This window comes from Mycolicibacterium aromaticivorans JS19b1 = JCM 16368 (assembly GCF_000559085.1).
In the GTDB taxonomy this organism is placed as follows: Bacteria; Actinomycetota; Actinomycetes; order Mycobacteriales; family Mycobacteriaceae; genus Mycobacterium; species Mycobacterium aromaticivorans.
The window spans coordinates 323,820-345,660 of sequence record NZ_JALN02000001.1 but is presented as its reverse complement, the minus strand read 5'-3'; the positions used below and the strand labels follow the sequence as shown (position 1 = coordinate 345,660).

Below are 21,841 nucleotides of genomic sequence, written 5' to 3'. Positions count from 1 at the left end.
TCAGTTCATCCGGATCGACTTGATCGTCACCGGCCTGGCCGGCTTGCCGTCGTCAGAACCGCCGGCGATGCCAACGGCGGCGATGTCGTCGATGATTCCGAAACCCGTCTTATCGACCTGCCCGAACGCCGTGTACGTCGGCGGCAGCATCGAGTCGCGGTAGACGATGAAGAACTGGCTGCCGTTGGTGTCGGGCCCGGCGTTGGCCATGGCCAACGTCCCGCGCGGATACTTCACGGCCTGTCGCAGTGCCGGATCGAACGGGCGGAACTGGTTCGTCGGATACTCGTTGGCGAACCGGTACCCGGGCCCACCCGTGCCCTGGCCGGTCGGGTCGCCGCACTGCAGCACCGAAAGTGACGGCAAGTGGGTCAGCCGGTGGCACGGCGTGTTGTCGAAGTAGTTCTGCCGGACCAGGCTTTCGAAGCTGTTCACCGTGCACGGCGCCTTGGCATTGTCGAGATGGATGACGATCGGGCCGGCGTTGGTGACCACGGTCGCGTCCACCGTCGCCGGCGTGGTCGACACCTTGCCGGCGACCGGCGGTGTGACCGGCTTGTCGGCCGGGGTCGCGGTGGCCGGGTACTGGCAGTTCGCGCCGAGCGTGGCCGGCGGATCGAACGGCGGAAGCTGTCCGCTGCCACCCGGGAGGGTACGCGGGATGCCCGCCCCGCCGGTCTTCTCCAGCTCCCGGCCCATCCACGAGAAGAACGCCACCCCGGCGACGATCACGACGATGCTCAAGACGGTCACCAGGTAGCTGATCACCAGTCCGGCGACCGCCAGGCCCCGCCCGTCCTCGCCGGACTTCTTGATCTGCGACAGCGAGACGTGGCCGAAGATGATGCCCAGCGGTGCGAAGACGAACGCGCAGATCAGCGACGCGATTGCCATCCCGTTGGTCGGCTTCGGCGCCGGATAGGGATACGGGCCGGGCCCGTACGGCGGACCGTACGGCGGCGGGTAGTAGGGCGGAGGCTGGCTCATGCGGTGCCCTTGCAGGCTCGGGTCCGGCATGTCCGATGGTGATTGGCTCCGCAGGTGTCGTTCATCGCCGGCTAGTCCAGCAGGATCGACTTGATTCGCACGTCAGTTGCCGGCTTGCCGTCCTGACCACCGCCGGCGACACCGGCCGCCGCGATCTTGTCCAGCGTCGCCAGGCCGGTCGCGTCGATCGTGCCGAACGCGGTGTAGTTGGGCGGCAACTGCGAATCCTTGTAGACCAGGAAGAACTGGCTTCCGTTGGTGCCCGGGCCGGCATTGGCCATGGCCAGCGTCCCGCGCGGATAGGTCACCGGCTGCTGCAGGGCGGGGTCATTCGGGGGGTACTGATCGGTGGGGTATTCGTTGGCGAACTGGTAGCCGGGGCCGCCGGTGCCCTGGCCGGTCGGATCGCCGCACTGCAGCACCGACAGCGACGGCGAGGTGGTCAGCCGGTGGCAGGGGGTGTCGTTGAAGTACCCCTTCTGCGCCAGGCTGGCGAAGCTGTTGACCGTGCACGGGGCCTTCGCGTTGTCCAGCACCAGGCCCAGGTTGCCCTGGTTGGTGCTCATGCTGGCGGTCACCGTCGCCGGGGTGGTGGGAACCTTGCCGCTGTGGGGCGCGTCGACCTTCTTGGCTGCCGGCTCGGACGTGGCCGGGTACTGGCAGTTGGCGCCCAGGTTCGCGGCGGCCTTGAACGGCGGCAGGCCGCCGGTTGCCGGGGGACTCGTCGACGGACCAGCGCCGGCGTCGACGGGGGCGGTGCTGGTGGCGCCCGACGCGGTCTTGGTGTCCTTGCCGTCCTTGTTGGTCAGCACGAACGTGACGATCAGGGCCGCGGCCACGGCGATTGCGACCACGCCGCCGATGACGACGAACATCCGCTGGCGCTTCTCCTGTTGAGCGCGGCGCTCCAGCTGTCGCTCGAGCTTGCGCTTGGCCGTCGCACGTCGTTGTTCGTTGGTGGGCACCGTGATGATCCTCCGTTGAGATCGCGTGAGTCGGCACCGAGTGTGCCAGTTGATGCTGAAGACACCGGCCACGACCCTCGCCAACAGGGGATGGGAAACTGGACGACGTGTTACTCACCGGTTTCCCGGCGGGCATGTTGGCATGCAATTGCTACGTGCTGGCCCCACACGCCGGGGCGGACGCGATCGTCGTCGACCCGGGGCAGCGAGCTTTTGCCGCCTTGCGCCGCATTCTCGACGAGAACCGGCTGACCCCGGCGGCGGTCCTGCTCACCCACGGGCACATCGACCACATCTGGTCGGCGCAGAAGGTGGGTGACACCTTCGGCTGCCCGGTGTACATCCACCCCGAGGACCGCTTCATGCTCTCCGATCCGATCCGCGGATTCGGGCCGCGCATCGGCCAGATCGCGCTGGGCGCGTTGTTCCGCGAGCCCAGACAGGTCGTCGAACTGGACCGCGACGGCGACAAGATCGACCTCGGTGGCATCACGGTGACGGTCGATCACGCGCCCGGCCACACCAAGGGGTCGGTGGTGTTCCGGGTGGACCGGGCCTCCGGGTTCGGCGCGAAGGACGGCAGCGACTCGGGGATCGGTGGAGTCCCGATGGCGTTCACCGGTGACACCTTGTTCAAACAAACTGTCGGCCGTACAGATCTGCCGGGTGGCAGCGGGAGGGATCTCCTGAGCTCGATCGTCGGCAAACTGTTGGTGCTCGACGACGACACCCTGGTATTACCGGGGCACGGTGAATCCACCACCATCGGTCTCGAACGCCGTACCAACCCCTTTCTCGAAGGTTTGACGTGAGCGAATTCCAGGCGCCCAAGGGTGTCCCTGACTACCTGCCGCCCGAGTCCGCCGAGTTCGTCGCGGTCCGCGATGGTCTGTTGCGGACCGCCCGGCTGGCCGGCTACGGCGACGTCGAGCTGCCGATCTTCGAGGACACGGCGCTGTTCGCCCGCGGGGTGGGCGAATCAACCGACGTGGTGTCCAAGGAGATGTACACCTTCGCCGACCGCGGCGAGAGGTCGGTGACGCTGCGCCCCGAGGGCACCGCGGGAGTGATGCGCGCGGTCATCGAGCATGGTCTGGACCGAGGGGCCTTACCGGTCAAGCTCTGCTACGCGGGCCCGTTCTTCCGCTACGAGCGTCCGCAGGCCGGTCGATACCGGCAGCTGCAGCAGGTCGGGGTCGAGGCCATCGGCGTCGACGACCCGGCGCTGGACGCCGAGGTGATCGCCGTCGCCGACGCCGGTTTCCGGTCGTTGGGGCTGGACGGGTTCCGCCTCGAGATCACCTCGCTGGGCGACGACACCTGTCGGCCGCAGTACCGGGAGCTGTTGCAGGAGTTCCTGTTCAAGTTGGATCTCGACGAAGAGACGCGCACCCGGGCGGAGATCAACCCGCTGCGGGTGCTCGACGACAAGCGGCCGGCGATGCGCGAGGCGACCGCCGACGCGCCGGTGATGCTCGACCACCTGTCCGATGGGGCCAAGCAGCACTTCGACACCGTGCTGGCGCATCTCGATGCACTCGGCGTGCGGTACGTGGTCAATCCGCGGATGGTGCGTGGCCTGGACTACTACACCAAGACCACATTCGAGTTCGTGCACGACGGCCTCGGCGCGCAATCCGGGATCGGCGGCGGCGGCCGGTACGACGGTTTGATGCGTCAGCTCGGCGGCCAGGATCTGTCGGGCATCGGGTTCGGGCTCGGCGTCGACCGGACCGTTCTGGCGTTGCGGGCCGAAGGCAAGACGGTCGGAAACCCAAGTCGCTGCGACGTTTTCGGGGTACCGCTGGGCGAGCAGGCGAAGTTGGTGGTGGCGACGCTGGCGGCGGCTCTGCGCGCCGAGGGCGTGCGCGTCGACTTGGCGTACGGCGACCGCGGACTCAAGGGAGCGATGCGTGCGGCTGATCGTTCAGGCGCGCGCATCGCGGTGGTAGCAGGCGACCGGGACATCGAGGCCGGCACCGTGGGCGTCAAAGACCTCGCCACCGGCACGCAAGTCGATATCTCGGTCGACTCGCTTGTCGCAGAAGTGATTACGCGGCTGGCCTAGAACAGGCCAGCCGCGCTCTCGGTTCGTACGTTGTCAGCCCGCCGGGCACAGGTCGGTCTTGGCGAAGTTGATCGCCGCATCCGCCTGTGCGTGGCTGATTTGACCTGAGTTCTTGAAGTAGGTCTGCGACAGCGTGTTCGGGTCCGCACCCTGCGCGAGCGCCGAGCAGATGGTGTGACCATCGGCGATCAGCGCCGCCTGGTCGCCGGCGATGCCGGCGCTGGTCAGATCCTTGATGTAGTCGGCCTCGGCGTTGGTGATCGCCCAGGCAGACGGTGCGCCGGCCAGCGCGATAGCCCCGGCGGCAGCAGCCGCCGTCAACAAACCTTTGATCATTGTCATGTCCCTTGTGTGCATTGGAGTTACTGCTGCGGCAGAAGTTACTACGTTGCCAGCAGATATGCAGGGAAAGGCCAAGAAATTCCCGGCATAACAGTAAAAGCCGGAAACTCGGCTATTCGAACAATGAATTCAAGTTGTGGCCGTGCACGCCCATTTAACCAATTCTCACCAGATTCTTGGCGCAACCTTGGCTGATTCGGGAACCGTGTCGTCGGCGCGGTCCGTTGGACAGTCATGAACACCGTGATCGGCGCCGAGGTCATCGAGGGGTACGTGAACAGTCGCAGCGTGCGGCATTTCTGCGGCCACCACGACGATGAGGTTTTCTTTTTCGTGAACGCCTACCACGGTCGCCTCCATGTGCACTTGCAGCCGAGCGGTTCAGCGGTTCAGATCAGCATCACCGCCGAACGCTATTACCCGGCCGAGCAACGGGCCGGGGTTGCGGCGTTGGTGCAGCAATGGAACGGAGCCGGCACTCACGCCACCGCCACGGTGTTCCCGTCCTCCGACCCCCGATTGGTCGGTGTGGTCGCCGAGCGGCGTTATCGCGCGACGGACGGCGACTTCGGCCCCTTCGCCGATCAGACGGTTCAGTCAGCGATCGATTTGTTCGGCCGACTCGGTGCCGTGGTGCCGTTGTCGTCCGACGACACCCGTCTGCTCGATGCCGGCTGACGTGCGATAGCGGAGGTGCGAAATCCGTTGTCGCCGAAGCGGTTCAGTCCGGTTCGGTCGCCTCGCGCCGGCCTCCGAAGGTCATTCGGCTCAGCATCCGGTCGCGCAGCGTGAGGGTGTGTAACAGCACCACCGAGACGTGCGCGGCAATCGCCGCCACCAGCAGGTAGGCAAGGACGGAGTGGGTCTGGCGCAGCAGGAAGAACAAGTCGGCGTCGAACGGCGCGATCCGCGGCAGCGGCATGAATCCGAACAGCACCACCGGTCGTCCGCTTGCCGACACCATCGCCCACCCCACCAGCGGCTGAGCCAGAAGCAGAACATACAGCCCGATTTCGGAGCCGACCACCAGCAGCTGCTCGACGGACCCCACGGTGGCCGGCAGCGGCGGGGTGCGGTGGGTGAAGCGGTTGGCCGCCCGGAACGCCACGACGATCAGGATGAGCGCCCCGAGCGTCACGTGCACACCCACCAGAGCGCCGTAGCCGCTTAGCGAATTGACCATCACGAACCCGATGAACAGTGCGCCGAACACCAGGGCGGCGGTCAACCAGTGCAGGATTCGGGTGCGGACCGGGTACCGCTCGACCGCCGTCATGCGCCGACCTCGCTCACCTGAACCGCCGACGGCGACGTCGGTTCGCCGGTGCGCTGGCGGTAGGACGCCGCATAGACGTCGCTACGGGCGGACAGCAGGGGATCGTCGGACGGTTCGATACCGTCGGGCAAGACCAGCGGATCGAAGTTGATGTCGCGGGCGTTACCCGGCGCCTCGGTAGCCGCCGAGGTGAGGGTGAGCGTGCCCACCTCGACGCTGCGCCGGTTGTCGGGCCACGGCAGGGTGGGGTCGGTCAGCGGGTCGCCCGGCTCGGCGACGGTGACGAGCAGACGCCATCGCAGCGGCCCGTCGCGCAGCTGGCGCACCACCGCGTCGAACAATCCGTTGGCGTCTCCTGATCGCGGTGCCGGTGCGCCCTGTTGCGGTACGAGCGACCACCGCACCGCCGATCGGTGACCCGCGTCGTCGACGAAATAGAAGGTGTTCAGGCCGCGAAAGGTGCTGTCGGCGAAGCCGGCTGACGGCGGGTGGGTCTTGATGATCGCCATGGCGGCCGCGGTCTCCGGGTGAGCTGTCAGGAACGCTTTCATCACGGCGGGGTCGGGTTGCTTGGTACCGGGGACGACCTTGGATGCGAGCAACCTGTCATAGAACCCGCGCGCTGAATTGTCGGGGAACACCGGCAGATTCAGCATCGCGGTGCGCCATTGTCCACTGCCGGGAAACCCGAACGCCAGCCCCAGGCCTCGTGCGGCGCCCGGGGTGTCGGCGACGTGGGGATCACCGCCTGCGAGGGAAAACCGGCCGACGACGGGCACCTGACCCTGCTGGAACACGGCGGCACGGCTGAGCTGCCCGCCGCTGCCGTTGCTCTCGAAATACCCGGTGACGACGACGCCCTTGGCGTGGTTCTTGCGGAAGCCGAGCTGGCGTCCGTAGACGCTGAGGAACCCGTCGAGGAACGTCTTTCGGGTTTCGCCGGACCCGATCCATTTGTTGGCGTAGGCGACGGCGCCGAGGTCGAGGGCCAGGAACGCGCCGACGGCCCCGAGCCCCACCAGAACCGATCGGCGGTTGACGGCGGTGTTCACGCCGCGGCGTGGGCGGTTCATCACTTAACCAGGGACGCGCCGTGGCAGGGATCGGTTCAGTGTCGTGACACAGCTCACGCCCGAAGTCTAGATCGCCATCGCCGCGCGGACATCGGACTCCGACGCCGACCCGCCGGTTCCGCTGGATGTCACCCGCCCGGCTTCCAGGATGTAGTACCGCTGAGCCGATTCCAGGGCGAAGCCTATGTGCTGTTCGACCAGCAGCACGCCGAGGTCGCCCCGGCGGGTGAGCGCGGTGATCGCCGCCTCGATCTCGGCGACCACCGACGGCTGGATGCCCTCGGTGGGTTCATCGAGGATCAGGATCTTCGGGCTGGTGATCAATGCCCGTGCGATCGCCAGCTGCTGGCGCTGGCCGCCGGAGAGCAGACCGGCGCGTCGGGTCAACAATTCCTTGAGCGCGGGGAACAGGTCGAGCTGTTCGTCGATCAGCTGCTTGCCTCCTTTGCGGCCGTCGGCGACGACCTGAAGGTTCTCGGCGGTGGTCAGCTGACCGAAGGACTGCTGGCCTTGCGGCACGTAGGCGAGCCCGCGGGCCACCCGGGCGTTGGGGCGCAGTTTCGTCACATCCTCGCCGTGCAGCAGTACCTGGCCGGCGCTGCATTTCAGGAGGCCGACCGCCGCGCGGAGCAAGGTCGTCTTGCCTGCCCCGTTGTGGCCCATCACGGCGGCCACGCCGTCGGACGGCACCTCGATACTGATGGAGTGGATAACCTGCGAGCGTCCGTATCCGGTGCGGATATCGATGAGTTGCAACACTATTCGCCAGCCTCCAAGTCTCCGGCTGCGGCGGTGCCGAGGTAGACCTCCTGCACCTTCGGGTTGGCCTGCACCTCGGTGACCGACCCTTCGGCAATAACCTGGCCGCGGGCCAGCACCGTCACCGACGTCGCGAACGCCCGCATGAAGTCCATATCGTGCTCGACGACCACGACGGTGCGCGAGGACCCGATGCGGCGCAACAGGTTTCCGGTCTCCTCGCGTTCCTCACCGCTCATTCCGGCGACGGGTTCGTCGAGCAGCAGCACGTCGGCGTTCTGAACCAGCAGCATGCCGATCTCCAGCCACTGCTTCTGGCCGTGGGCGAGCACGCCGGCGGGCCGGTCGGCCAGATCCGACAGACCGATGGTCTCCAGCGCCTCCTCGATGGCGGGCAGCACGCCGTGCCGCCTGCGCAGCAGTGTCCACCACGACCGGTCGGCGCCTGCGGCGATGTCGAGGTTCTGCAGCACAGTCAGCTGCTCGAACACGCTGGCCGTCTGGAAGGTTCGCCCGACCCCGCGCCGGGCGATCTGGTGGACCTTCTTGCCCAGCAGGTCCACGCCCGACTTGTTGATCGACCCGGTGGCCGGCACCAGGCCGGTGATCGCGTCGATGACTGTGGTCTTGCCGGCCCCGTTGGGGCCGATCAGAAATCTCAGATCACCTTGGAACAGGGTGAGATCGACGTCGTTGACCGCCTTGAACCCGTCGAAGTCGACGGTGAGACCGCGCACCTCTAGGTATTCGGTACCCATGCCGACATTGCCGCCGGCCACCGGTTCGGCGAGTTCGGTCATGTTGCCGCCCCCACAGTCTCGGCCTGAGCGTGTTGGGCGTCGCCCGCGGAGAGGACGCCCGTGGTGCGGCGGCGGCGGCGCAACAGCGCCCCGACTCCGGCCAGGCCGGCGGGGAAGAAGCCGACGACGACGATGAACAGCAGTCCCTGTGCGTAGGTCCATCCGGACGGGAATCGTTCGGAGAACGCCGTTTGCGCCCAGGCCACACCGATGGCGCCGAGAATCGGTCCGAGCAGCGTGGTGCGCCCGCCGATCGCGACGCCGATCAGGAAGGCGATGGACGGTACGACGCCGACCTGAGCGGGCGTGATGAATCCGATGATCGGCGCGAACAGGGCACCGGCGACGCTGGCGAACAACGCGGCCGCGGTGTAGGCGACAACTTTGATGGTGGCCGGGTCGTAGCCGAGGAAACGGACCCGCTCCTCGCCGTCACGTACCGCAACCAGGAGTTCGCCGTAGCGGCTCTGCATCAGCTGGCGCACCACCGCCACCACCACCAGCAGCGTGCCCGCGGCGATGAAGTACAGCATCTGCCGGTTCACCGGATCGGAAAGCCGGAACCCGAAGAAGGTCCGAAAACCGTTGAGCCCGTTGCTGCCACCCACGGTCGACTGTCCGACTAGCAGGATCGCCAGTGCCGCGGCCAGTGCCTGGGACAGGATCGCGAAGTAAGCGCCCTTGACGCGGCGTTTGAACACGCCGAGACCGAGCAGCGCGGCGATGCCGGTCGGGATTACCACGATCGCCGCCAAGGTGAAGGCCGCCGACGAGAACGGTTCCCAATATGACGGCAGCGCAGGGATTCCCGCGATCTGCATGAAGTCCGGCACCGGCTGTTTACGGATCTCGGCGTCGGCGATCTTGAGATGCATACCCATCATGTAGGCACCGAGGCCGAAGAACACACCCTGCCCCAGCGTGAGCATTCCGCCGCGGCCCCAGGCCAATCCGATGCCGGCGGCCACGATCGCATAGCACAGGTACTGGCCCAGCAGGTCGAGCCGGAAGCTGGTCAGCATCGCGGGTGCGATGCCGAACAGTATGACGGCCGCGACCGCGAACCCTGCCCATGTCTGCCACCTGCCGACAAGGGTTCTCATACCAAACTCCTTGTCCGCACAGTGAACAGGCCTTGCGGGCGCGCCTGCAGGAAGATCACGATGACCACGAACACGATGACCTTGGCCAGCGACGCGGTGGTGCTGTACTCGATGAACGAGTTCATCAAACCGAGCGCGAACGCGGCGATCACCGTCCCCTTGATCTGGCCGAGCCCGCCGACGACGACCACCAGGAACGCGTCGATCAGATAACTCTGGCCGATGGTCGAACTCGTCGATCCGATGAGGGTGAGGGCGACGCCTGCCACGCTGGCCAGTCCCGAGCCGATGAAGAACGTCGTGATATCGGTTCGCCGACTCGAAATGCCGCTTGTCTCAGCAAGATCGCGGTTCTGTACGACGGCCCGGATGCGCCGGCCCATCGGGCTGAGCTTGAGCACCGCGGCCAGCACGGCAACGCAGACCACCGCCAGCGCCAGGATGAAGATGCGGGTCTTGGGCACCACCGCGCCGAGGATCTCCACGCCGCCGGACAGCCACGCCGGTGCGGTGACGTTCACCGCGGGCGCGCCGAAGATGCTGCGCGCCGCCTGCTGCAGAATCAGCCCGACGCCGAACGTCGCCAGCAAGGTGTCGAGGGGACGGTTGTACATTCGCTGGATCAGCGTGACTTCCAGGAGTACACCGAGCAGGCCGCCGACCACGAATCCGACGATCAGCGAAAACAGCAGTGATGCCCCGGCATTCGAGATCACCTTCTGCACCACGAAAGCTGTGTAACAGCCGACCATGATGAATTCGCCGTGCGCCATGTTGATGACGCCCATCTGGCCGAACGTCAGCGACAGCCCCAATGCGGCCAGCAACAGGATCGAGCCGAGGCTCAATCCCGTCGCCAGCTGTCCGACAAGGACTTCCATGCTGTCTTAGCTTCCCGTCGCTGGGCTCGCGTCGTTTAACCCGACAGGCCCTTGGCCCAGGGGTAGGACTTCAGGTACGGATCCGGGGTGATCGGGCCGGGGGACTCCCAGATCGTGTAGATCAGCCCGTCTGGATGGATCTCGCCGATCCGTGCGGTCTTGGTGATGTGATGGTTCTCGCCGTCGATGGTGACCAGACCCTCCGGGGCGTCGAACGTCACGCCGGCGCAGTTGTCCTGAATCGCCTTGACGTCGAACGACTTGCCCTTCTCGACGGTGTTCTTCCACAAGTAGACCGAAACGTAGGCGGCCTCCATCGGATCCGAGGTCACCCGGTTCTGCCCGTACTTGTCCTTGAACGCCTTGACGAACGCCTTGTTCACCGGATTGTCCAGGGTCTCGTAGTAGTTCCACGCGGTCAGCTGGCCGGCGATGTTCTGCGCGCCGATGCCCTGGACCTCCTCCTCGGCGATCGACACCGAGACCACCGGCATCTTCTGCGGCGTGAGTCCGGCGTTGGTGTACTCCTTGAAAAACGCCACGTTGGAGTCACCGTTGAGGGTGTTGAACACCGCACCGGCATTCGACGAGCGAACCTTGTTCACGATCGTGGAGAAATCCGTCGAACCGAGCGGGGTGTAGTCCTCGCCCTTGATCTCGATGCCGTTGGCCGCGGCGTACGCCTTGATGATGCGGTTGGCGGTCTGCGGGAACACATAGTCGCTACCCACCAGGTACAGCGAGGTGATGCCCTTCTCCTTGAGGAAGTCGAGCGCAGGGACGATCTGCTGGTTGGTGGTGGCGCCTGTGTAGAAGATGTTCTTCGACGATTCCAGACCCTCGTACTGCACGGGATAGTAGAGCAGCGCGTTGTTGCTCTCGAAGACCGGCAGCATGGCCTTACGGCTCGAGGAGGTCCAGCCGCCGAACACCGCGGCCACGCAGTCGTTCTTGATCAGCTTCTCGGCCTTCTGCGCGAACACCGCGGGGTCGGACGCCCCGTCCTCACCGACGATCTGGACCTGCTTGCCCAGCACGCCGCCCTTGGCGTTGATCTCGTCGACCGCGAGTTTGATCGAGTCCCGCACCGTGACCTCGGAGATGGCCATCGTGCCCGACAGTGAGTTCAGCGAACCCACCTTGATCGTGGGCCCGGACGTGTCAACGCATGAATCCGACTTTGCTGTGTCGGTCTCGGTGGCCTTACTGCCGCAACCGGACAGGATCAGGCCTGCCGTCACCGCCACGCCTGTCGCCGCCAAGAACGATCGATTCAATGCGGAGCGCCGGAGATGCATAAAGGCCCTTTCGTGTTGGGAAAGACAAGCATTGGGGCACCGACAGGCCTGCTGGCTCCCGAACCCACGGTTGGTGTCGACCCGGACGTTAGGACCAATAAGTTTCTGTGACATATCTGTGTGTGACGAACTTGTTAACCTGCTAGTCATTCGCTGGATGCCGAGGCGGGCCGACACGGGTAACGATGTCGGTAGCGTGGTCGATATGGCCGATATGCGAAATGTGACAGCAAGAGTCGGGGCGGCACTGGTGTTGGCGGCCGCCGGTGTTGCAGCCACGCACGCCACGTCGAGCGCTGAGCCTGCGCCCGGACACCAGGTGACCTACACGCTTGCGACCGGCGGTACGTACGACTTCACGATCAGCTATCTGACCGCGCAGCCGCCCAGCAAGGACGCCTTCAACACGGACTCGAACGCGTTCATGAAGCGCGAGACCATCACGGTGTCGCCGGACGCGCCGTGGGTCTTCCAGACCACCCTCGAAGACCCGCAGTGGGCATTCCTGCAGGTGTCCAGCACCACGCATGGCGGACAGGGCGCCCCGAACGCGCACTGTGAGGTGTCCGTCGACGGCCAGATCGCCGTCGCCCAGGACGCGCCGTACAGCCCGCAGTGCTACCTGTCCAAGTGGACGTCATAGCCGACTGCTCATCGGTTCGCTGCGCTCGTCCGGTCCGGCGCCGTCGGTGTCCGTGGGCGCCGCCTTGCGGCCGGTGGGGGCCACGTATATCTCTTAGGCTCACTCGGCGAGTTCAGCCACCGTAAGTATGTTGGGAGCGGTGGGCACCTCGATAGCACTCGTCGGTCCCGGCGCGATCGGTTCTACCGTCGCCGCGGTGTTGCATGCAGCCGGGCATGCGGTCACGGTGTGCGGGCACACCCCGCGCGATCAGATCGAGGTCCGGCCGGATGGCAAGCAGCCGATCCTGGTGCCCGGTCCGGTGCTGACCGACCCGGACGGCATCGACGGTCCGGTGGACGTGGTGTTCCTGGCGGTCAAGGATTCCCAGAACGAGCAGGCGGCCGGCTGGTTGCAGCGCCTGTGCGACGACCACACGATCGTCTGCGTCCTGCAAAACGGTGTCGAACAGATCGAGCGGGTCGGCCCGTTCTGCCCGTCGGCGCATATCGTGCCCGCCGTCGTATGGTTTTCCGCGGAGCGGCAGCCGGACGAGTGGGTGCGGCTGCGCACCGAGGCGCGTCTGGTGTTGCCCGACAGTCCTGATGCGAAAAGCATTGCGGCGGTGCTGGGTTCGTCGGAAATGGTGGTCGAGGTCGACCCCGATTTCATCACTGCGGCGTGGCGCAAACTGTTGTTCAACGCGCTCGCCGGCTTCATGGTGTTGGCCCGGCGGCGGTCCGGAATGTTTCGCCGCCCCGACGTCGCGGCACTTGCACGGCGCTACCTGGCCGAGTGCGTGACCGTGGCCCGCGCGGAGGGCGCCCGGTTGCCCGATTCCGTCATCGACGAGGTGACCGACATGTTCGCGGCTGCGCCCGAGGATCTGACGACGTCGATGCTCACCGACGCCGAAGCGCATCGCCGGCTGGAATGGGACATCCGCAACAACGTCATCGTGCGCAAAGCCGCCGGGCACGGGTTGGACACGCCCGTCGGTGACGTGCTGGTTCCGCTGCTGGCCGCCGCCAGCGACGGGCCGGGCTGACCAAGTGGCATCCTGGCCAGGTGGGGCTGATTTTCCGGTTGGTCGAACTGCTGCTCGTGATCGTGCCGCTGGCCGGCGCGATCTACGCCGCGGTCAAGGGGGTCTCCGCGATCCGGCGACAGAACGAGCCGGTGACCGAACCACCTACCGCGGTGCGAGACAACGTGAAAAGCCAAGCGGCGCAATGGCGCACGATCACCCGGGTGATCGACGAACACAACCGGACCGACGCTCGCTGGCTGGAGTACGAACTCGACGCCGCCAAGTTGCTCGACTTCCCGGCGATGACCGACATGCGGGATCCGCTGACGGTGGCCTTCCACCGGGCCAAGTTGCGCGCCGATCTGGTGCGCCCCGGTAAGGCCGAAGACCTGCTCGACGACGGCGAGGCCGCGCGGCAGTATCTCGACGCCGTCGAGGCGTACGTGACCGCATTCGAGGCCGCCGAGAACGAGGCACGGCGCCGCCGCCGTGGTGACTTCTCCCGCCAGGACCAGCAGCGGCTCACTCGGGCGCAGAGCCTGCTGCGGGTGGCAGCTGATCGCGGCGCCACCCCGCAGGAGCGCGAACGTGCCTACGACCTGGCCCGCGGCGAGCTCGACGGCCTGCTCGTGCTGCCGGACCGGACCACCGCGGCCCTCGAACGGGGAATCGCCGGGGAGTTGGACGACTAGCGCGCCATTGACAGATCCTCGAACGTGCGTTCGAATGGACCGATGCGGTGGAGTGGCCAGGGGATAGCGGTCGACGACGGCGCACTGCCCGGCCTTCAGCGCATCGGGTTCGTGCGCAGTGTCCGCACCCCGCAGTTCGAGGGCGTCACTTTCCACGAGGTGCTGTGCAAATCGGCGCTGAACAAGATTCCCGCCGCATCGATGTTGCCGTTCTCGTACACGGTCAACGGCTACCGCGGTTGCGGGCACGCCTGCCGGTACTGCTTCGCTCGGCCCACGCACGAGTACCTCGAACTCGATCCCGGCGACGATTTCGACAGCGAGATCGTGGTGAAGACCAACCTCGTCGAGGTGCTGCGGCGGGAACTGACTCGGCGGTCCTGGCGTCGGGACACCGTGGCATTGGGCACCAACACCGACCCGTATCAGCGTGCCGAGGGTCGGTACGCGCTGATGCCGGGCATCATCGGCGCGCTCGCGGACTCGGGCACGCCGATGTCGATCTTGACCAAGGGAACTCTGCTGCGCCGCGATCTGGACCTGATAGCGGATGCAGCGCAACGGGTTCCGGTGTCGGTGGCGATCTCACTGGCCGTCGGTGACCCCGATTTGCACCGCGATGTCGAGCCGGGAACACCCTCCCCGCAGGCGCGGCTCGGCCTGATCGCCGCTGTGCGTGACGCCGGGCTGGACTGCCACGTGATGGTCGCGCCGGTGATGCCGTATCTGACCGACTCGGCGGTGCATCTCGACGGCCTGCTGGGCCAGATCGCCGCCGCGGGTGCCACCGGCGTCACGGTGTTCGGTCTGCACCTGCGCAGCTCGACCAGGGGAGTGTTCATGAGCTGGCTGGCGCGGTCGCATCCCGAACTCGTTGCGCCGTACCGGCAGTTGTACCGGCGCGGGGCTTATCTGCCTGCCGATTACCGGGACATGTTGCGCCAGCGGGCCGCACCGCTGGTCGCCAAGTACAAGCTCGGCGGTGACCGCCGATTGTTCACTCCGGTCGCCCCGCCCGAACCGGTTGCCCGGCCCGAACCCCAGCCGACGCTGTTCTAGGTGTGCTCAGGTCCGGCCGCGCTTGACCTGATTGAACGGCACACCCTTGTCGGCGGCCGGTTCGCGCGGGAACCCCAGGATGCGTTCGGCGATCACATTGCGCGCCATCTCGCTGCTACCGCCGCCCAGGGAGCCGGTCTGCCGCGACAGATACCGCACCCCGATATCGGCCAGGTCGGAGGAATCTCCGCCTTCGTCGATGACACCGGCGGTGCCGGCAATCGCCAGCGCGGTGTCGACCTCGAGTTCGGTGGTCTCAGCGTGGAACAGCCGAATCAGTGTGCCCGCGTTGGGCGGTAGTGAGCCGTTACCTATGCCTTGCCCGACATGGTTGATCAGCTGCTCCTTGACGATCCGGCGGACCAGGGCGCGCCCGGCCCGCTCTTGAGCGGCCGGGTCGTCGGACTGTCCGGTGCGCTCGATCAGGCCGATGTGGTCGGGCGGCATTTCGCTGGCGTTCTCCGCGCCGATGCCACTGGCGAACTCAGACCCGCCGCCCACCGCCCGGCGTTCATGAAACAGCTGGCGGGAGGCCACTTCCCAGCCCTTGTTGACCTCGCCGACCACGGCGTCATCGCTCAGTTCCAGGCCGTCGAAGAACTCTTCGCAGAATTCCTCGTTGCCGTTGACCTCTTTGATCCGGCGCATCGTGATACCGGGGGAGTTCAGCGGGACCAGGAACATGGTCAGGCCCTCGTGTTTGGGCACCGTCCAGTCGGTCCGGGCCAGCATCAGGCCGTAGTCGGCGGCGAAGGCGCTGGTGCTCCAGGTCTTGGCGCCGTTGACCACCCAGGTGTCGCCACGGCGATCGGCACGCGTGATCACGCCGGCCAGATCGGAGCCACCGCTGGGTTCGCTCAGCAGCTGGCACAGGATCTCGTCGCCCCGGATCGCCGCCGAAATACGTTCGCGTTTCTGGGCTTCGGTGCCCATGTCCAAAATGGTGGCTGCGCAGATCGTGAATGTCGGCACATTGAGGATCAACGGCATCTCGTAGCCGCGGCACTCGGCGTCGAATGCTTTCTGATACGCGTGATCCAGCCCGAGCCCGCCGTATTCACGGGGAAAGCAGATTCCGGCGAAACCGCCGGCGTACAACCGCTTCTGGAGGTCCTTGGCGTGATCCCATGATGCTTGCTCGGCGCGTACCGAGAAGGGCGGATGGTCGGGATCGATGGTCGGCATGTTCTCGGCCAGCCAGGCGCGCGCTCTGGCGGCGAAATCGGCGACCGATTCGGTGGCTGTGGAGATCGCGGTTTCGGTCATGCCGAAGCTTCCTTTCGGTCGGCGCTCGACGCGTACACGGCGCGATGGTGCTCCTCCGGCGAACCGTACAGCGCGCGGTACAACGCGGTACGGCGCAAGAACAGGTGCAGATCGTGTTCCCAGGTGACGCCGATGCCGCCATGCAGCTGCACGCAATCTTGCAGCATCACCGGGGCCCGTTCGGCCACATACGCTTTGGCGACACTGACCAGTAGTGCCGCGTCGTCCGAGCGCTGCGACACCGCGGCCACCGCGCCCGCCGTCGTCGCCCGGCACGCCTCGAACCACATCTTCATGTCCGCGAGCCGATGTTTGAGCGCCTGGTAGGACGCCAGCGGCCTCCCGAAACTGTGGCGGTCGAACATCCACTGTGTCGTCATCGCCAGCACGGTGTCCAAGATCCCGACGATCTCGGCGCATTGCAGCACCAGTGCGACCTGCCGCTGCCGCTCGATGATGGCCGCGGTCTGCGCCGCATCGCCGACCACGGCGGAGTCGTCGACCTCCACCGCGTCGAATTGCACCCGGGCGTAACGCTTCACCATGTCCACTGAGCGCTGCTCGGTGACGGTCGTGCGGTCGGCGGGGACGAGGAACTGACGGGGGCCACCGTCGAGATCGGCGACCACCAGGAACGCATCGGCGTCGGTGCCTGCCTCGACTCGGTCCTTCACCCCGTCGATGCGGTAACCGGATTCGGTGCGCGTCGCGGTGACACCGGGCTGCAACGGGCGCAGCGGCAGGCCTGGTTCGTAGACCGCCCACGACGCCACCAGTTCACCGGACACCAGCGCCTCGATGGTGTCGCCGTGACCCTCTGGCGCCTCGACCAGACCCGCCAGCACCACGCTGACCGGATGCAGCGGACCGGGTGCCACGCTGTGTCCGATCTGTTCGGCCACCAGGGCTAGGTCGGCCACGCCGTCGCCCGAAACACTGCCGCCGCCAAGATCTTCGGGGACCAGCAGGCTGGCCCAGCCGAGTTCGGCTGCCCGCTGCCACCACTGCCCGTCGAACGAGGTGTCCGCGGCATGCAGTTCCCGCACCCGGGTCAGCGAAGCCTCCTTCTCCAGGAAGGCCTGCGTCGTCGACGCGAACAACATCTGTTCGGGATTGGCCACGCCTGTCATGCGATGACGAGCGCGGGTACGTCGGGCTTGTGGACCGAGACGTTGGGCACCTTGAACAGGTCGACCAGGTTGCCGCCCATCACCTTTCGCTGCTCTTCTTCGGTCAGGCCCTGAGCTTGCAGATCGTCGACGAGGTTGATCGGATCGGCCAGGCCTTCGGGGTGCGGCCAGTCCGAGCCGAAGATGATGCGGTCGACGCCGCACAGCTCCGACATCTTCTTGAAGTCGTCCTCCCAGAACGGAGCCACGTAGACGGCCCGCTTGAACGCCTCGATGGGGTCTTCGGGAAACGCCTGCGGCATCTTCGAATACACGTCTTTGAATTGGTAGAACAGGTAGGGGACCCACGACGCGCCGTTCTCGATCGACAGGATGCGCAGATCCGGGTTACGGGTCAGCGCACCGTGACACACCAGCGCCGCCATGGTGTCCTCGATGGGCCGCTTGCCCATCGACACCATGCGGAACGCCGTCGGCTTGAACGGCAGGAACTCGTCGGCGGGTTCCCAGTCGTTGAGGTAGGCGGCGTAGCCACTGTCGGAGGCGTGCATGCACACCGGGATGCCGGCTTTGGCGCAGGCGTCCCAGAACGGATCGAACTCGGGCAGGCCGAGCGAGCGGGTCCCGCGGTAGCCGGGCACCGGGGCGGGCCGCACCAGCACCGTCTTGGCGCCGCGCTCCAGACACCATTCGAGTTCTTCGAGAGCGCGGTCGACGACGGCCAGGTCGATCACCGGGGTCGAGAAGATCCGGCCTTCGTAGTTGAACTGCCACGTCTCATACATCCACTGATTCAGGGCGTGGATGATGTCGAGAATCAGGTCCGGGTCGTCCTTGAGCCGCTCCTCGACCAGGCTGGCCAGGGTCGGGAACATGATCGTGTAGTCCAGGCCCAGCCCGTCGAGCACCTCGAGGCGTGCCTCGGGGTTGCGGAAGGCGGGGATGGCCTTCATCGGCTTGCCCATGATCTCGCGGAAACTCTTGCCCCCGCTGCCGTGCTTGAAGTAGTCCTCCTGCGCGCCGGGGCGGGCGACGACCTCGAAGGTGGGGTTGGGGATGTAGTCACTGATCGTGTTGCGCACCACGATCTTGGTGCGGCCGTGGACGTCGATGTAATCGATGACGCCCTTGCGGCTGTCCGGCAGGAATTGTGTCAGCGCTTCCTTCGGCTCGTAAAAGTGATTGTCGGCGTCGAACACGGGATAGGGAAGCTCGCGCGAGGGCATGTCCGCCTCCAGAGAGTCTGATTGGTCGATAACGGTAATGACGTTACCACGACGGCGCGCGGGCCGACAGGTTGGTCGAAAAAGTGTGGTCTAGCAGCGAAGACGGGTCAGGGCAGCAGGCCGCGGACACAGAATTCGTATATGTGCTCGCCGTCGATGGGTACACCGTTGAGCTCGGCGCCGAGGCTGCGTAGCCGCATGGCTCCGAGCACCGCCTGCATGATCAATGCCGCGGTGGTCTCGACTTCCAGGCCGGGCCGGAAGCTGCCCTCGTCGATGCCTCGGTTGAGGATTTCGCCGATCAATTCGTGCAGCGGCGACAGGACCCGGGCGTACTCCCGCGGCAGCGACTCGGCGAGGTGGTCGTTGTAGTACGTCAGGCCGCGGTTGATGCTGTCCTGCTTGGTGGATTCGGCCGGGGTACAGATGCGGTCGATCAGCACCCGCATCGCCTCGGCGGCCGGCAGTGCGTCGGTCTCGGTGCGCCAGTGCTTGGTCGACTCGGCCATGATGGTGTCGATCAACGCCAGAAGCAGCTCATCCTTGGTGGAAAAGTGCTGGTAGAACGACCGCAGCGACGTCTTTGAGCGCTCGACGACCTCGAGGACGGTGAAGTCGGTGCGGCCCGTCTCGGCCAGGATCGACAGCGCTGAGCGCATGAAGCGGCCCTCCCGGGAGTCCGGATCGGCGCGCACCGCCTCGGGCGATCGTTCGTTGGCCTTGGCCATCGGGTCAGCTTATCGGTCGGGTTACAGTGACGAGAATGACGTTACCGTCTTGGAATGCGACAAGGTGAGGAACACATGACTGCGAATTCCGGGGAAGCCGTTCAAAACCCGTGGACGGTGGCGCGGCTGCTCGAACTCTTCGACGTCGAAGCCGACGGCCAGGATCGCTACATCGCCCCGACCGGTATCGCCGACGCCGACGAACGTCAGGTCGTCGAGGGCACCCAGGTCCTCGCGCAGGTGATCGTCGCCGCCGCAAAACGCTTCGGCGGCAAGTCGATTCGCTCTGTGCACAGCGTCTTCGCCCGCGCGGTCCTGGTCGGACCGCCGGTCATCCTCGACATCGACGTCGTCTCCGAGGGGCGCTCGACAGCCTCGGCGATCGTCACCGCGTCGCAGAACGACAAGCGGTGTATGACGTTCACGGTGCTGGCCGACGTGCCAACCCCCGACGTCATCCGCCACCACCTGCCGCGCCCCGAGGTCGCCGGGCCGGATGAGGCCAACGTGTGCGAAATGCCCATGGGCGGAAGGCAAGTCAAGCTCGTCGACGTCATCGACATCAACAGCCCTGACGAGGTCGGACCGCCGGAGGTCTACGCCTGGCTGCACTATGACCCGATCCCGTCGCGCGACGATCTGGCCAAGGCTCTGGTCGCCTACTTCACCGGGCATCTCGGCATCTCGACGACCATGCGCGCGCACGAGGGCATCGGCACCGCGCAGTCGCACTTCACGGTGTCCACCGCACCGATGACGGTCACGGTCAGCTTCCACGAGCCGGTCAGCTGGACCGGCTGGCTGCTCTACACCCACGAGAGCACCCAGGTCGGTGCCGGCATGTCCTACATCCGCGGCGCGGTGCACACCGAGGACGGCGAGCTGATCGCGTCCTTCACCCAGGACGCGTTGATCCGGCCGCTGCGGATCTCCGACAACGCGATCGCCGCCGAAGCCCGGATCTAGCGCTGCGATGAGTCTGGTCGCCGGCCACGGCCCACTCGGACCCGACCGGGCCGGCTGGTTCTCCGCGCCGGTGGCAGATCCGATCGTCTACGTCGAGCCGCACCCGCGCCGGGTGCAGGCGGTGCGCGACGGGCAGATGGTCATCGACACCGAGAACGCGCTGCTGGTCCACCGCGCCGGAGCGCCGCTGAGCTACGCCTTCCCCAAGGGTGAAACAGCCGATCTGCCAACCGAACCCGAGCCAGCGGCGCCAGGCTATGTGCAGGTGCCGTGGGATGCCGTCGACACCTGGGTGGAGGAGGGCCGAACGCTGATGCACTATCCGCCCAACCCGTACCACCGGGTGGACTGCCGGCCCACGCGGCGGCGGCTACAGGTGCGGGTCGCCGGCGATGTGCTGGTCGACACCGACGACACTGTGATCGTGTTCGAAACCGCGCTGGCACCAAGGCTTTACGTTGCACCGGAGCACGTGCGCACCGATCTGCTGCGGCGAACGGACACCTCGAGCTACTGCAACTACAAGGGGTATGCGACCTACTGGGCCGCCGGCGACGTCGAGGACGTCGGGTGGAGCTACGACGAGCCGTTGCCCGAAACCCGGCCGATTGCGGGCTATTTCAGCTTTGATGGCGAGCGGGCCGAAGTGAAGGCCGAGCTGCCTAGCCCAGATCGCCGGCCTTGAACGTGTCGCACTGTTTGGGGTCACCGGTCTGATAGCCCGTGGTGAACCATTTCTGTCGTTCGGCCGACGAACCGTGGGTCCACTGTTCGGGATTGACCCGCCCGGTGGCCTGCTTCTGGATACGGTCGTCGCCCACTGATGCCGCAGCCGACAGCGCGTCGGCGATGTCCTTATCGGTCAACGGTTCGAGATAGGTGACGTCGGTGCCGGGCTGCTTGGTGATGGCCGCGTAATGCGCCCACACGCCGGCGTAGCAGTCCGCCTGCAACTCGGTGCGCACACTGCCGCCCGTGGCGCCCTGCGCCCCCTGCTGGGCGCGGCCGAGTACACCGAGTAGATCCTGCACATGGTGGCCGTACTCGTGGGCCACCACGTACTCCTGCGCCAACGGTCCACCGCTGGAACCGAATTGGGTCTTGAGGACATTGAAGAAGTCGGTGTCGAAGTACGCGGTCTTGTCCACCGGGCAGTAGAACGGCCCGACATCACTGGTTGCCGGGCCGCACCCGGTCTGCACCTGATTCTTGAACAGCATCATCCTCGGCCGGGTGTAGCCCCTGAGCAGGTCGCTCCACACGCCGTCGACGGAGTTGCCGGTGGCGACCACGCGGCATTCGACGTACTGGTTGGCGTCAGCGCCCGTCTTGCACTTACTCAGGTCGTAGCCGGACTGCTCCGCGCCCGGCGGCAGAGTCTGCTGCGGAGTGGTCACCTGGCTCGGGTCGATACCGAGGAACACCGCGAGCAGCACCACCACCAGCCCGCCCAGACCACCGCCGATCGCGATGCCCCGACCGCCGCCACCACCGGTCGAGGTCGTGCTGGTGTCGATCTGCATTCCCTCGTTAAAGGTCATCAGCACTCCCCGAGATCGGTACTTGAGGT

The 21,841-nt window shown here is 66.2% G+C and carries 24 protein-coding genes; 9 read left to right on the top strand and 15 right to left on the bottom strand.

All coding sequences use genetic code 11. The annotated features are described in order from the left end of the window. Both Y900_RS01635 and Y900_RS01630 read right to left on the bottom strand, forming a co-directional pair. Positions 1 to 987, bottom strand: coding sequence for a peptidylprolyl isomerase (locus tag Y900_RS01635; RefSeq protein ID WP_036338262.1), 987 nt, complete (start codon positions 985 to 987; stop codon positions 1 to 3). Between the two features lie 71 nt (positions 988 to 1,058). After that, the gene (locus Y900_RS01630; protein ID WP_036345519.1) at positions 1,059 to 1,952 is read right to left on the bottom strand and encodes a peptidylprolyl isomerase; all 894 of its coding nucleotides are present in this window, start codon (positions 1,950 to 1,952) and stop codon (positions 1,059 to 1,061) included. A 107-nt stretch (positions 1,953 to 2,059) separates the two neighbouring features. On the opposite strand from Y900_RS01630, the gene Y900_RS01625 reads away from it, so the two are divergent. Continuing rightward, positions 2,060 to 2,764 carry an MBL fold metallo-hydrolase gene (locus Y900_RS01625; RefSeq protein ID WP_036338258.1) on the top strand — a complete coding sequence of 235 codons (705 nt, stop codon included), beginning with the start codon at positions 2,060 to 2,062 and terminating at the stop codon, positions 2,762 to 2,764. Further along, positions 2,761 to 4,020 carry a histidine--tRNA ligase gene (gene hisS, locus Y900_RS01620; RefSeq protein ID WP_036338255.1) on the top strand — a complete coding sequence of 420 codons (1,260 nt, stop codon included), beginning with the start codon at positions 2,761 to 2,763 and terminating at the stop codon, positions 4,018 to 4,020. Before Y900_RS01625 ends, hisS begins: the two co-directional genes overlap by 4 nt. A 33-nt stretch (positions 4,021 to 4,053) precedes the next feature. Here hisS and Y900_RS01615 read toward each other — a convergent pair whose 3' ends face one another. Continuing rightward, complete coding sequence (locus Y900_RS01615; RefSeq protein WP_036338252.1) at positions 4,054 to 4,362, bottom strand: DUF732 domain-containing protein; 309 nt, start codon at positions 4,360 to 4,362, stop codon at positions 4,054 to 4,056. Between the two features lie 234 nt (positions 4,363 to 4,596). Here Y900_RS01615 and Y900_RS01610 point away from each other — a divergent pair, with 234 nt between their 5' ends. Next, positions 4,597 to 5,040, top strand: a complete 444-nt coding sequence (locus Y900_RS01610; RefSeq protein ID WP_036338249.1) for a hypothetical protein — start codon at positions 4,597 to 4,599, stop codon at positions 5,038 to 5,040. A 43-nt stretch (positions 5,041 to 5,083) separates the two neighbouring features. On the opposite strand, the gene Y900_RS01605 is transcribed toward Y900_RS01610, so the two are convergent. The 7 genes from Y900_RS01605 to urtA all read right to left on the bottom strand — a co-directional run bounded on the left by Y900_RS01605 (position 5,084) and on the right by urtA (position 11,552). Continuing rightward, positions 5,084 to 5,638 carry a cytochrome b gene (locus Y900_RS01605; RefSeq protein ID WP_036338245.1) on the bottom strand — a complete coding sequence of 185 codons (555 nt, stop codon included), beginning with the start codon at positions 5,636 to 5,638 and terminating at the stop codon, positions 5,084 to 5,086. Next, on the bottom strand, positions 5,635 to 6,711 hold the full coding sequence (locus Y900_RS01600; protein ID WP_036338241.1) for a catalase family peroxidase: 1,077 nt from the start codon (positions 6,709 to 6,711) through the stop codon (positions 5,635 to 5,637). The genes Y900_RS01605 and Y900_RS01600 overlap by 4 nt, the downstream gene beginning before the upstream one ends. Before the next feature lie 66 nt (positions 6,712 to 6,777). Next, positions 6,778 to 7,470 (bottom strand): urea ABC transporter ATP-binding subunit UrtE, encoded by a 693-nt coding sequence (urtE, locus tag Y900_RS01595; protein WP_036338238.1) that lies wholly within the window; start codon positions 7,468 to 7,470, stop codon positions 6,778 to 6,780. Then, positions 7,470 to 8,270: an urea ABC transporter ATP-binding protein UrtD gene (urtD, locus tag Y900_RS01590; RefSeq protein WP_036338235.1), complete on the bottom strand. Its 801-nt coding sequence runs from the start codon at positions 8,268 to 8,270 to the stop codon at positions 7,470 to 7,472. The genes urtE and urtD overlap by 1 nt, the downstream gene beginning before the upstream one ends. After that, positions 8,267 to 9,373 carry an urea ABC transporter permease subunit UrtC gene (gene urtC, locus Y900_RS01585; protein ID WP_036338232.1) on the bottom strand — a complete coding sequence of 369 codons (1,107 nt, stop codon included), beginning with the start codon at positions 9,371 to 9,373 and terminating at the stop codon, positions 8,267 to 8,269. The genes urtD and urtC overlap by 4 nt, the downstream gene beginning before the upstream one ends. Further along, a complete protein-coding gene (urtB, locus tag Y900_RS01580) occupies positions 9,370 to 10,254 on the bottom strand; it encodes an urea ABC transporter permease subunit UrtB (RefSeq protein WP_036338229.1) in 885 nt (294 codons plus the stop codon). The genes urtC and urtB overlap by 4 nt, the downstream gene beginning before the upstream one ends. A 35-nt stretch (positions 10,255 to 10,289) precedes the next feature. Continuing rightward, positions 10,290 to 11,552, bottom strand: a complete 1,263-nt coding sequence (gene urtA, locus Y900_RS01575; protein WP_036338226.1) for an urea ABC transporter substrate-binding protein — start codon at positions 11,550 to 11,552, stop codon at positions 10,290 to 10,292. Positions 11,553 to 11,757: 205 nt separating this feature from the next. On the opposite strand from urtA, the gene Y900_RS01570 reads away from it, so the two are divergent. From Y900_RS01570 to Y900_RS01555, 4 genes are all read left to right on the top strand, one after another. Then, on the top strand, positions 11,758 to 12,195 hold the full coding sequence (locus tag Y900_RS01570; protein ID WP_036345517.1) for an Rv2576c family protein: 438 nt from the start codon (positions 11,758 to 11,760) through the stop codon (positions 12,193 to 12,195). A gap of 139 nt (positions 12,196 to 12,334) precedes the next feature. Next, a complete protein-coding gene (locus tag Y900_RS01565; protein WP_036345515.1) occupies positions 12,335 to 13,222 on the top strand; it encodes an oxidoreductase in 888 nt (295 codons plus the stop codon). Between the two features lie 20 nt (positions 13,223 to 13,242). Next, positions 13,243 to 13,896 (top strand): hypothetical protein, encoded by a 654-nt coding sequence (locus Y900_RS01560; protein WP_036338224.1) that lies wholly within the window; start codon positions 13,243 to 13,245, stop codon positions 13,894 to 13,896. A 42-nt stretch (positions 13,897 to 13,938) separates the two neighbouring features. Beyond that, on the top strand, positions 13,939 to 14,955 hold the full coding sequence (locus tag Y900_RS01555) for an Rv2578c family radical SAM protein (protein ID WP_036338222.1): 1,017 nt from the start codon (positions 13,939 to 13,941) through the stop codon (positions 14,953 to 14,955). 6 nt (positions 14,956 to 14,961) lie between these two features. On the opposite strand, the gene Y900_RS01550 is transcribed toward Y900_RS01555, so the two are convergent. The 4 genes from Y900_RS01550 to Y900_RS01535 form a co-directional block, all read right to left on the bottom strand. After that, complete coding sequence (locus tag Y900_RS01550) at positions 14,962 to 16,221, bottom strand: acyl-CoA dehydrogenase family protein (protein WP_036338220.1); 1,260 nt, start codon at positions 16,219 to 16,221, stop codon at positions 14,962 to 14,964. After that, positions 16,218 to 17,351 carry an acyl-CoA dehydrogenase family protein gene (locus Y900_RS01545; protein WP_036338217.1) on the bottom strand — a complete coding sequence of 378 codons (1,134 nt, stop codon included), beginning with the start codon at positions 17,349 to 17,351 and terminating at the stop codon, positions 16,218 to 16,220. The genes Y900_RS01550 and Y900_RS01545 overlap by 4 nt, the downstream gene beginning before the upstream one ends. After that, positions 17,348 to 18,577: an amidohydrolase family protein gene (locus Y900_RS01540; RefSeq protein WP_036338214.1), complete on the bottom strand. Its 1,230-nt coding sequence runs from the start codon at positions 18,575 to 18,577 to the stop codon at positions 17,348 to 17,350. The genes Y900_RS01545 and Y900_RS01540 overlap by 4 nt, the downstream gene beginning before the upstream one ends. Before the next feature lie 107 nt (positions 18,578 to 18,684). Continuing rightward, the gene (locus Y900_RS01535) at positions 18,685 to 19,305 is read right to left on the bottom strand and encodes a TetR/AcrR family transcriptional regulator (protein WP_036338209.1); all 621 of its coding nucleotides are present in this window, start codon (positions 19,303 to 19,305) and stop codon (positions 18,685 to 18,687) included. A gap of 75 nt (positions 19,306 to 19,380) precedes the next feature. Here Y900_RS01535 and Y900_RS01530 point away from each other — a divergent pair, with 75 nt between their 5' ends. Both Y900_RS01530 and Y900_RS01525 read left to right on the top strand, forming a co-directional pair. Beyond that, a complete protein-coding gene (locus Y900_RS01530) occupies positions 19,381 to 20,271 on the top strand; it encodes an acyl-CoA thioesterase (RefSeq protein ID WP_036338206.1) in 891 nt (296 codons plus the stop codon). Positions 20,272 to 20,278: 7 nt separating this feature from the next. After that, entirely contained in the window at positions 20,279 to 20,956 is a 678-nt protein-coding gene (locus Y900_RS01525; protein WP_036338204.1) for a DUF427 domain-containing protein, read from the top strand. Here Y900_RS01525 and ypfJ read toward each other — a convergent pair. After that, a complete protein-coding gene (gene ypfJ, locus Y900_RS01520; RefSeq protein WP_036345513.1) occupies positions 20,934 to 21,812 on the bottom strand; it encodes a KPN_02809 family neutral zinc metallopeptidase in 879 nt (292 codons plus the stop codon). The two genes, Y900_RS01525 and ypfJ, sit on opposite strands and share 23 nt — an antisense overlap. Positions 21,813 to 21,841 lie beyond the last annotated feature (29 nt).

Bases quoted from the DNA above. Each gene is read 5' to 3' on its own strand.
- Y900_RS01635 (WP_036338262.1), bottom strand. From the start codon at position 987: ATGAGCCAGCCTCCGCCCTACTACCCGCCGCCGTACGGTCCGCCGTAC.
- Y900_RS01615 (WP_036338252.1), bottom strand. From the start codon at position 4,362: ATGACAATGATCAAAGGTTTGTTGACGGCGGCTGCTGCCGCCGGGGCT.
- Y900_RS01610 (WP_036338249.1), top strand. From the start codon at position 4,597: ATGAACACCGTGATCGGCGCCGAGGTCATCGAGGGGTACGTGAACAGT.
- Y900_RS01605 (WP_036338245.1), bottom strand. From the start codon at position 5,638: ATGACGGCGGTCGAGCGGTACCCGGTCCGCACCCGAATCCTGCACTGG.
- Y900_RS01600 (WP_036338241.1), bottom strand. From the start codon at position 6,711: ATGAACCGCCCACGCCGCGGCGTGAACACCGCCGTCAACCGCCGATCG.
- urtD (WP_036338235.1), bottom strand. From the start codon at position 8,270: ATGACCGAACTCGCCGAACCGGTGGCCGGCGGCAATGTCGGCATGGGT.
- urtC (WP_036338232.1), bottom strand. From the start codon at position 9,373: ATGAGAACCCTTGTCGGCAGGTGGCAGACATGGGCAGGGTTCGCGGTC.
- urtB (WP_036338229.1), bottom strand. From the start codon at position 10,254: ATGGAAGTCCTTGTCGGACAGCTGGCGACGGGATTGAGCCTCGGCTCG.
- urtA (WP_036338226.1), bottom strand. From the start codon at position 11,552: ATGCATCTCCGGCGCTCCGCATTGAATCGATCGTTCTTGGCGGCGACA.
- Y900_RS01570 (WP_036345517.1), top strand. From the start codon at position 11,758: ATGGCCGATATGCGAAATGTGACAGCAAGAGTCGGGGCGGCACTGGTG.
- Y900_RS01555 (WP_036338222.1), top strand. From the start codon at position 13,939: ATGCGGTGGAGTGGCCAGGGGATAGCGGTCGACGACGGCGCACTGCCC.
- Y900_RS01550 (WP_036338220.1), bottom strand. From the start codon at position 16,221: ATGACCGAAACCGCGATCTCCACAGCCACCGAATCGGTCGCCGATTTC.
- Y900_RS01545 (WP_036338217.1), bottom strand. From the start codon at position 17,351: ATGACAGGCGTGGCCAATCCCGAACAGATGTTGTTCGCGTCGACGACG.
- Y900_RS01540 (WP_036338214.1), bottom strand. From the start codon at position 18,577: ATGCCCTCGCGCGAGCTTCCCTATCCCGTGTTCGACGCCGACAATCAC.
- Y900_RS01535 (WP_036338209.1), bottom strand. From the start codon at position 19,305: ATGGCCAAGGCCAACGAACGATCGCCCGAGGCGGTGCGCGCCGATCCG.
- Y900_RS01530 (WP_036338206.1), top strand. From the start codon at position 19,381: ATGACTGCGAATTCCGGGGAAGCCGTTCAAAACCCGTGGACGGTGGCG.
- Y900_RS01525 (WP_036338204.1), top strand. From the start codon at position 20,279: ATGAGTCTGGTCGCCGGCCACGGCCCACTCGGACCCGACCGGGCCGGC.
- ypfJ (WP_036345513.1), bottom strand. From the start codon at position 21,812: ATGACCTTTAACGAGGGAATGCAGATCGACACCAGCACGACCTCGACC.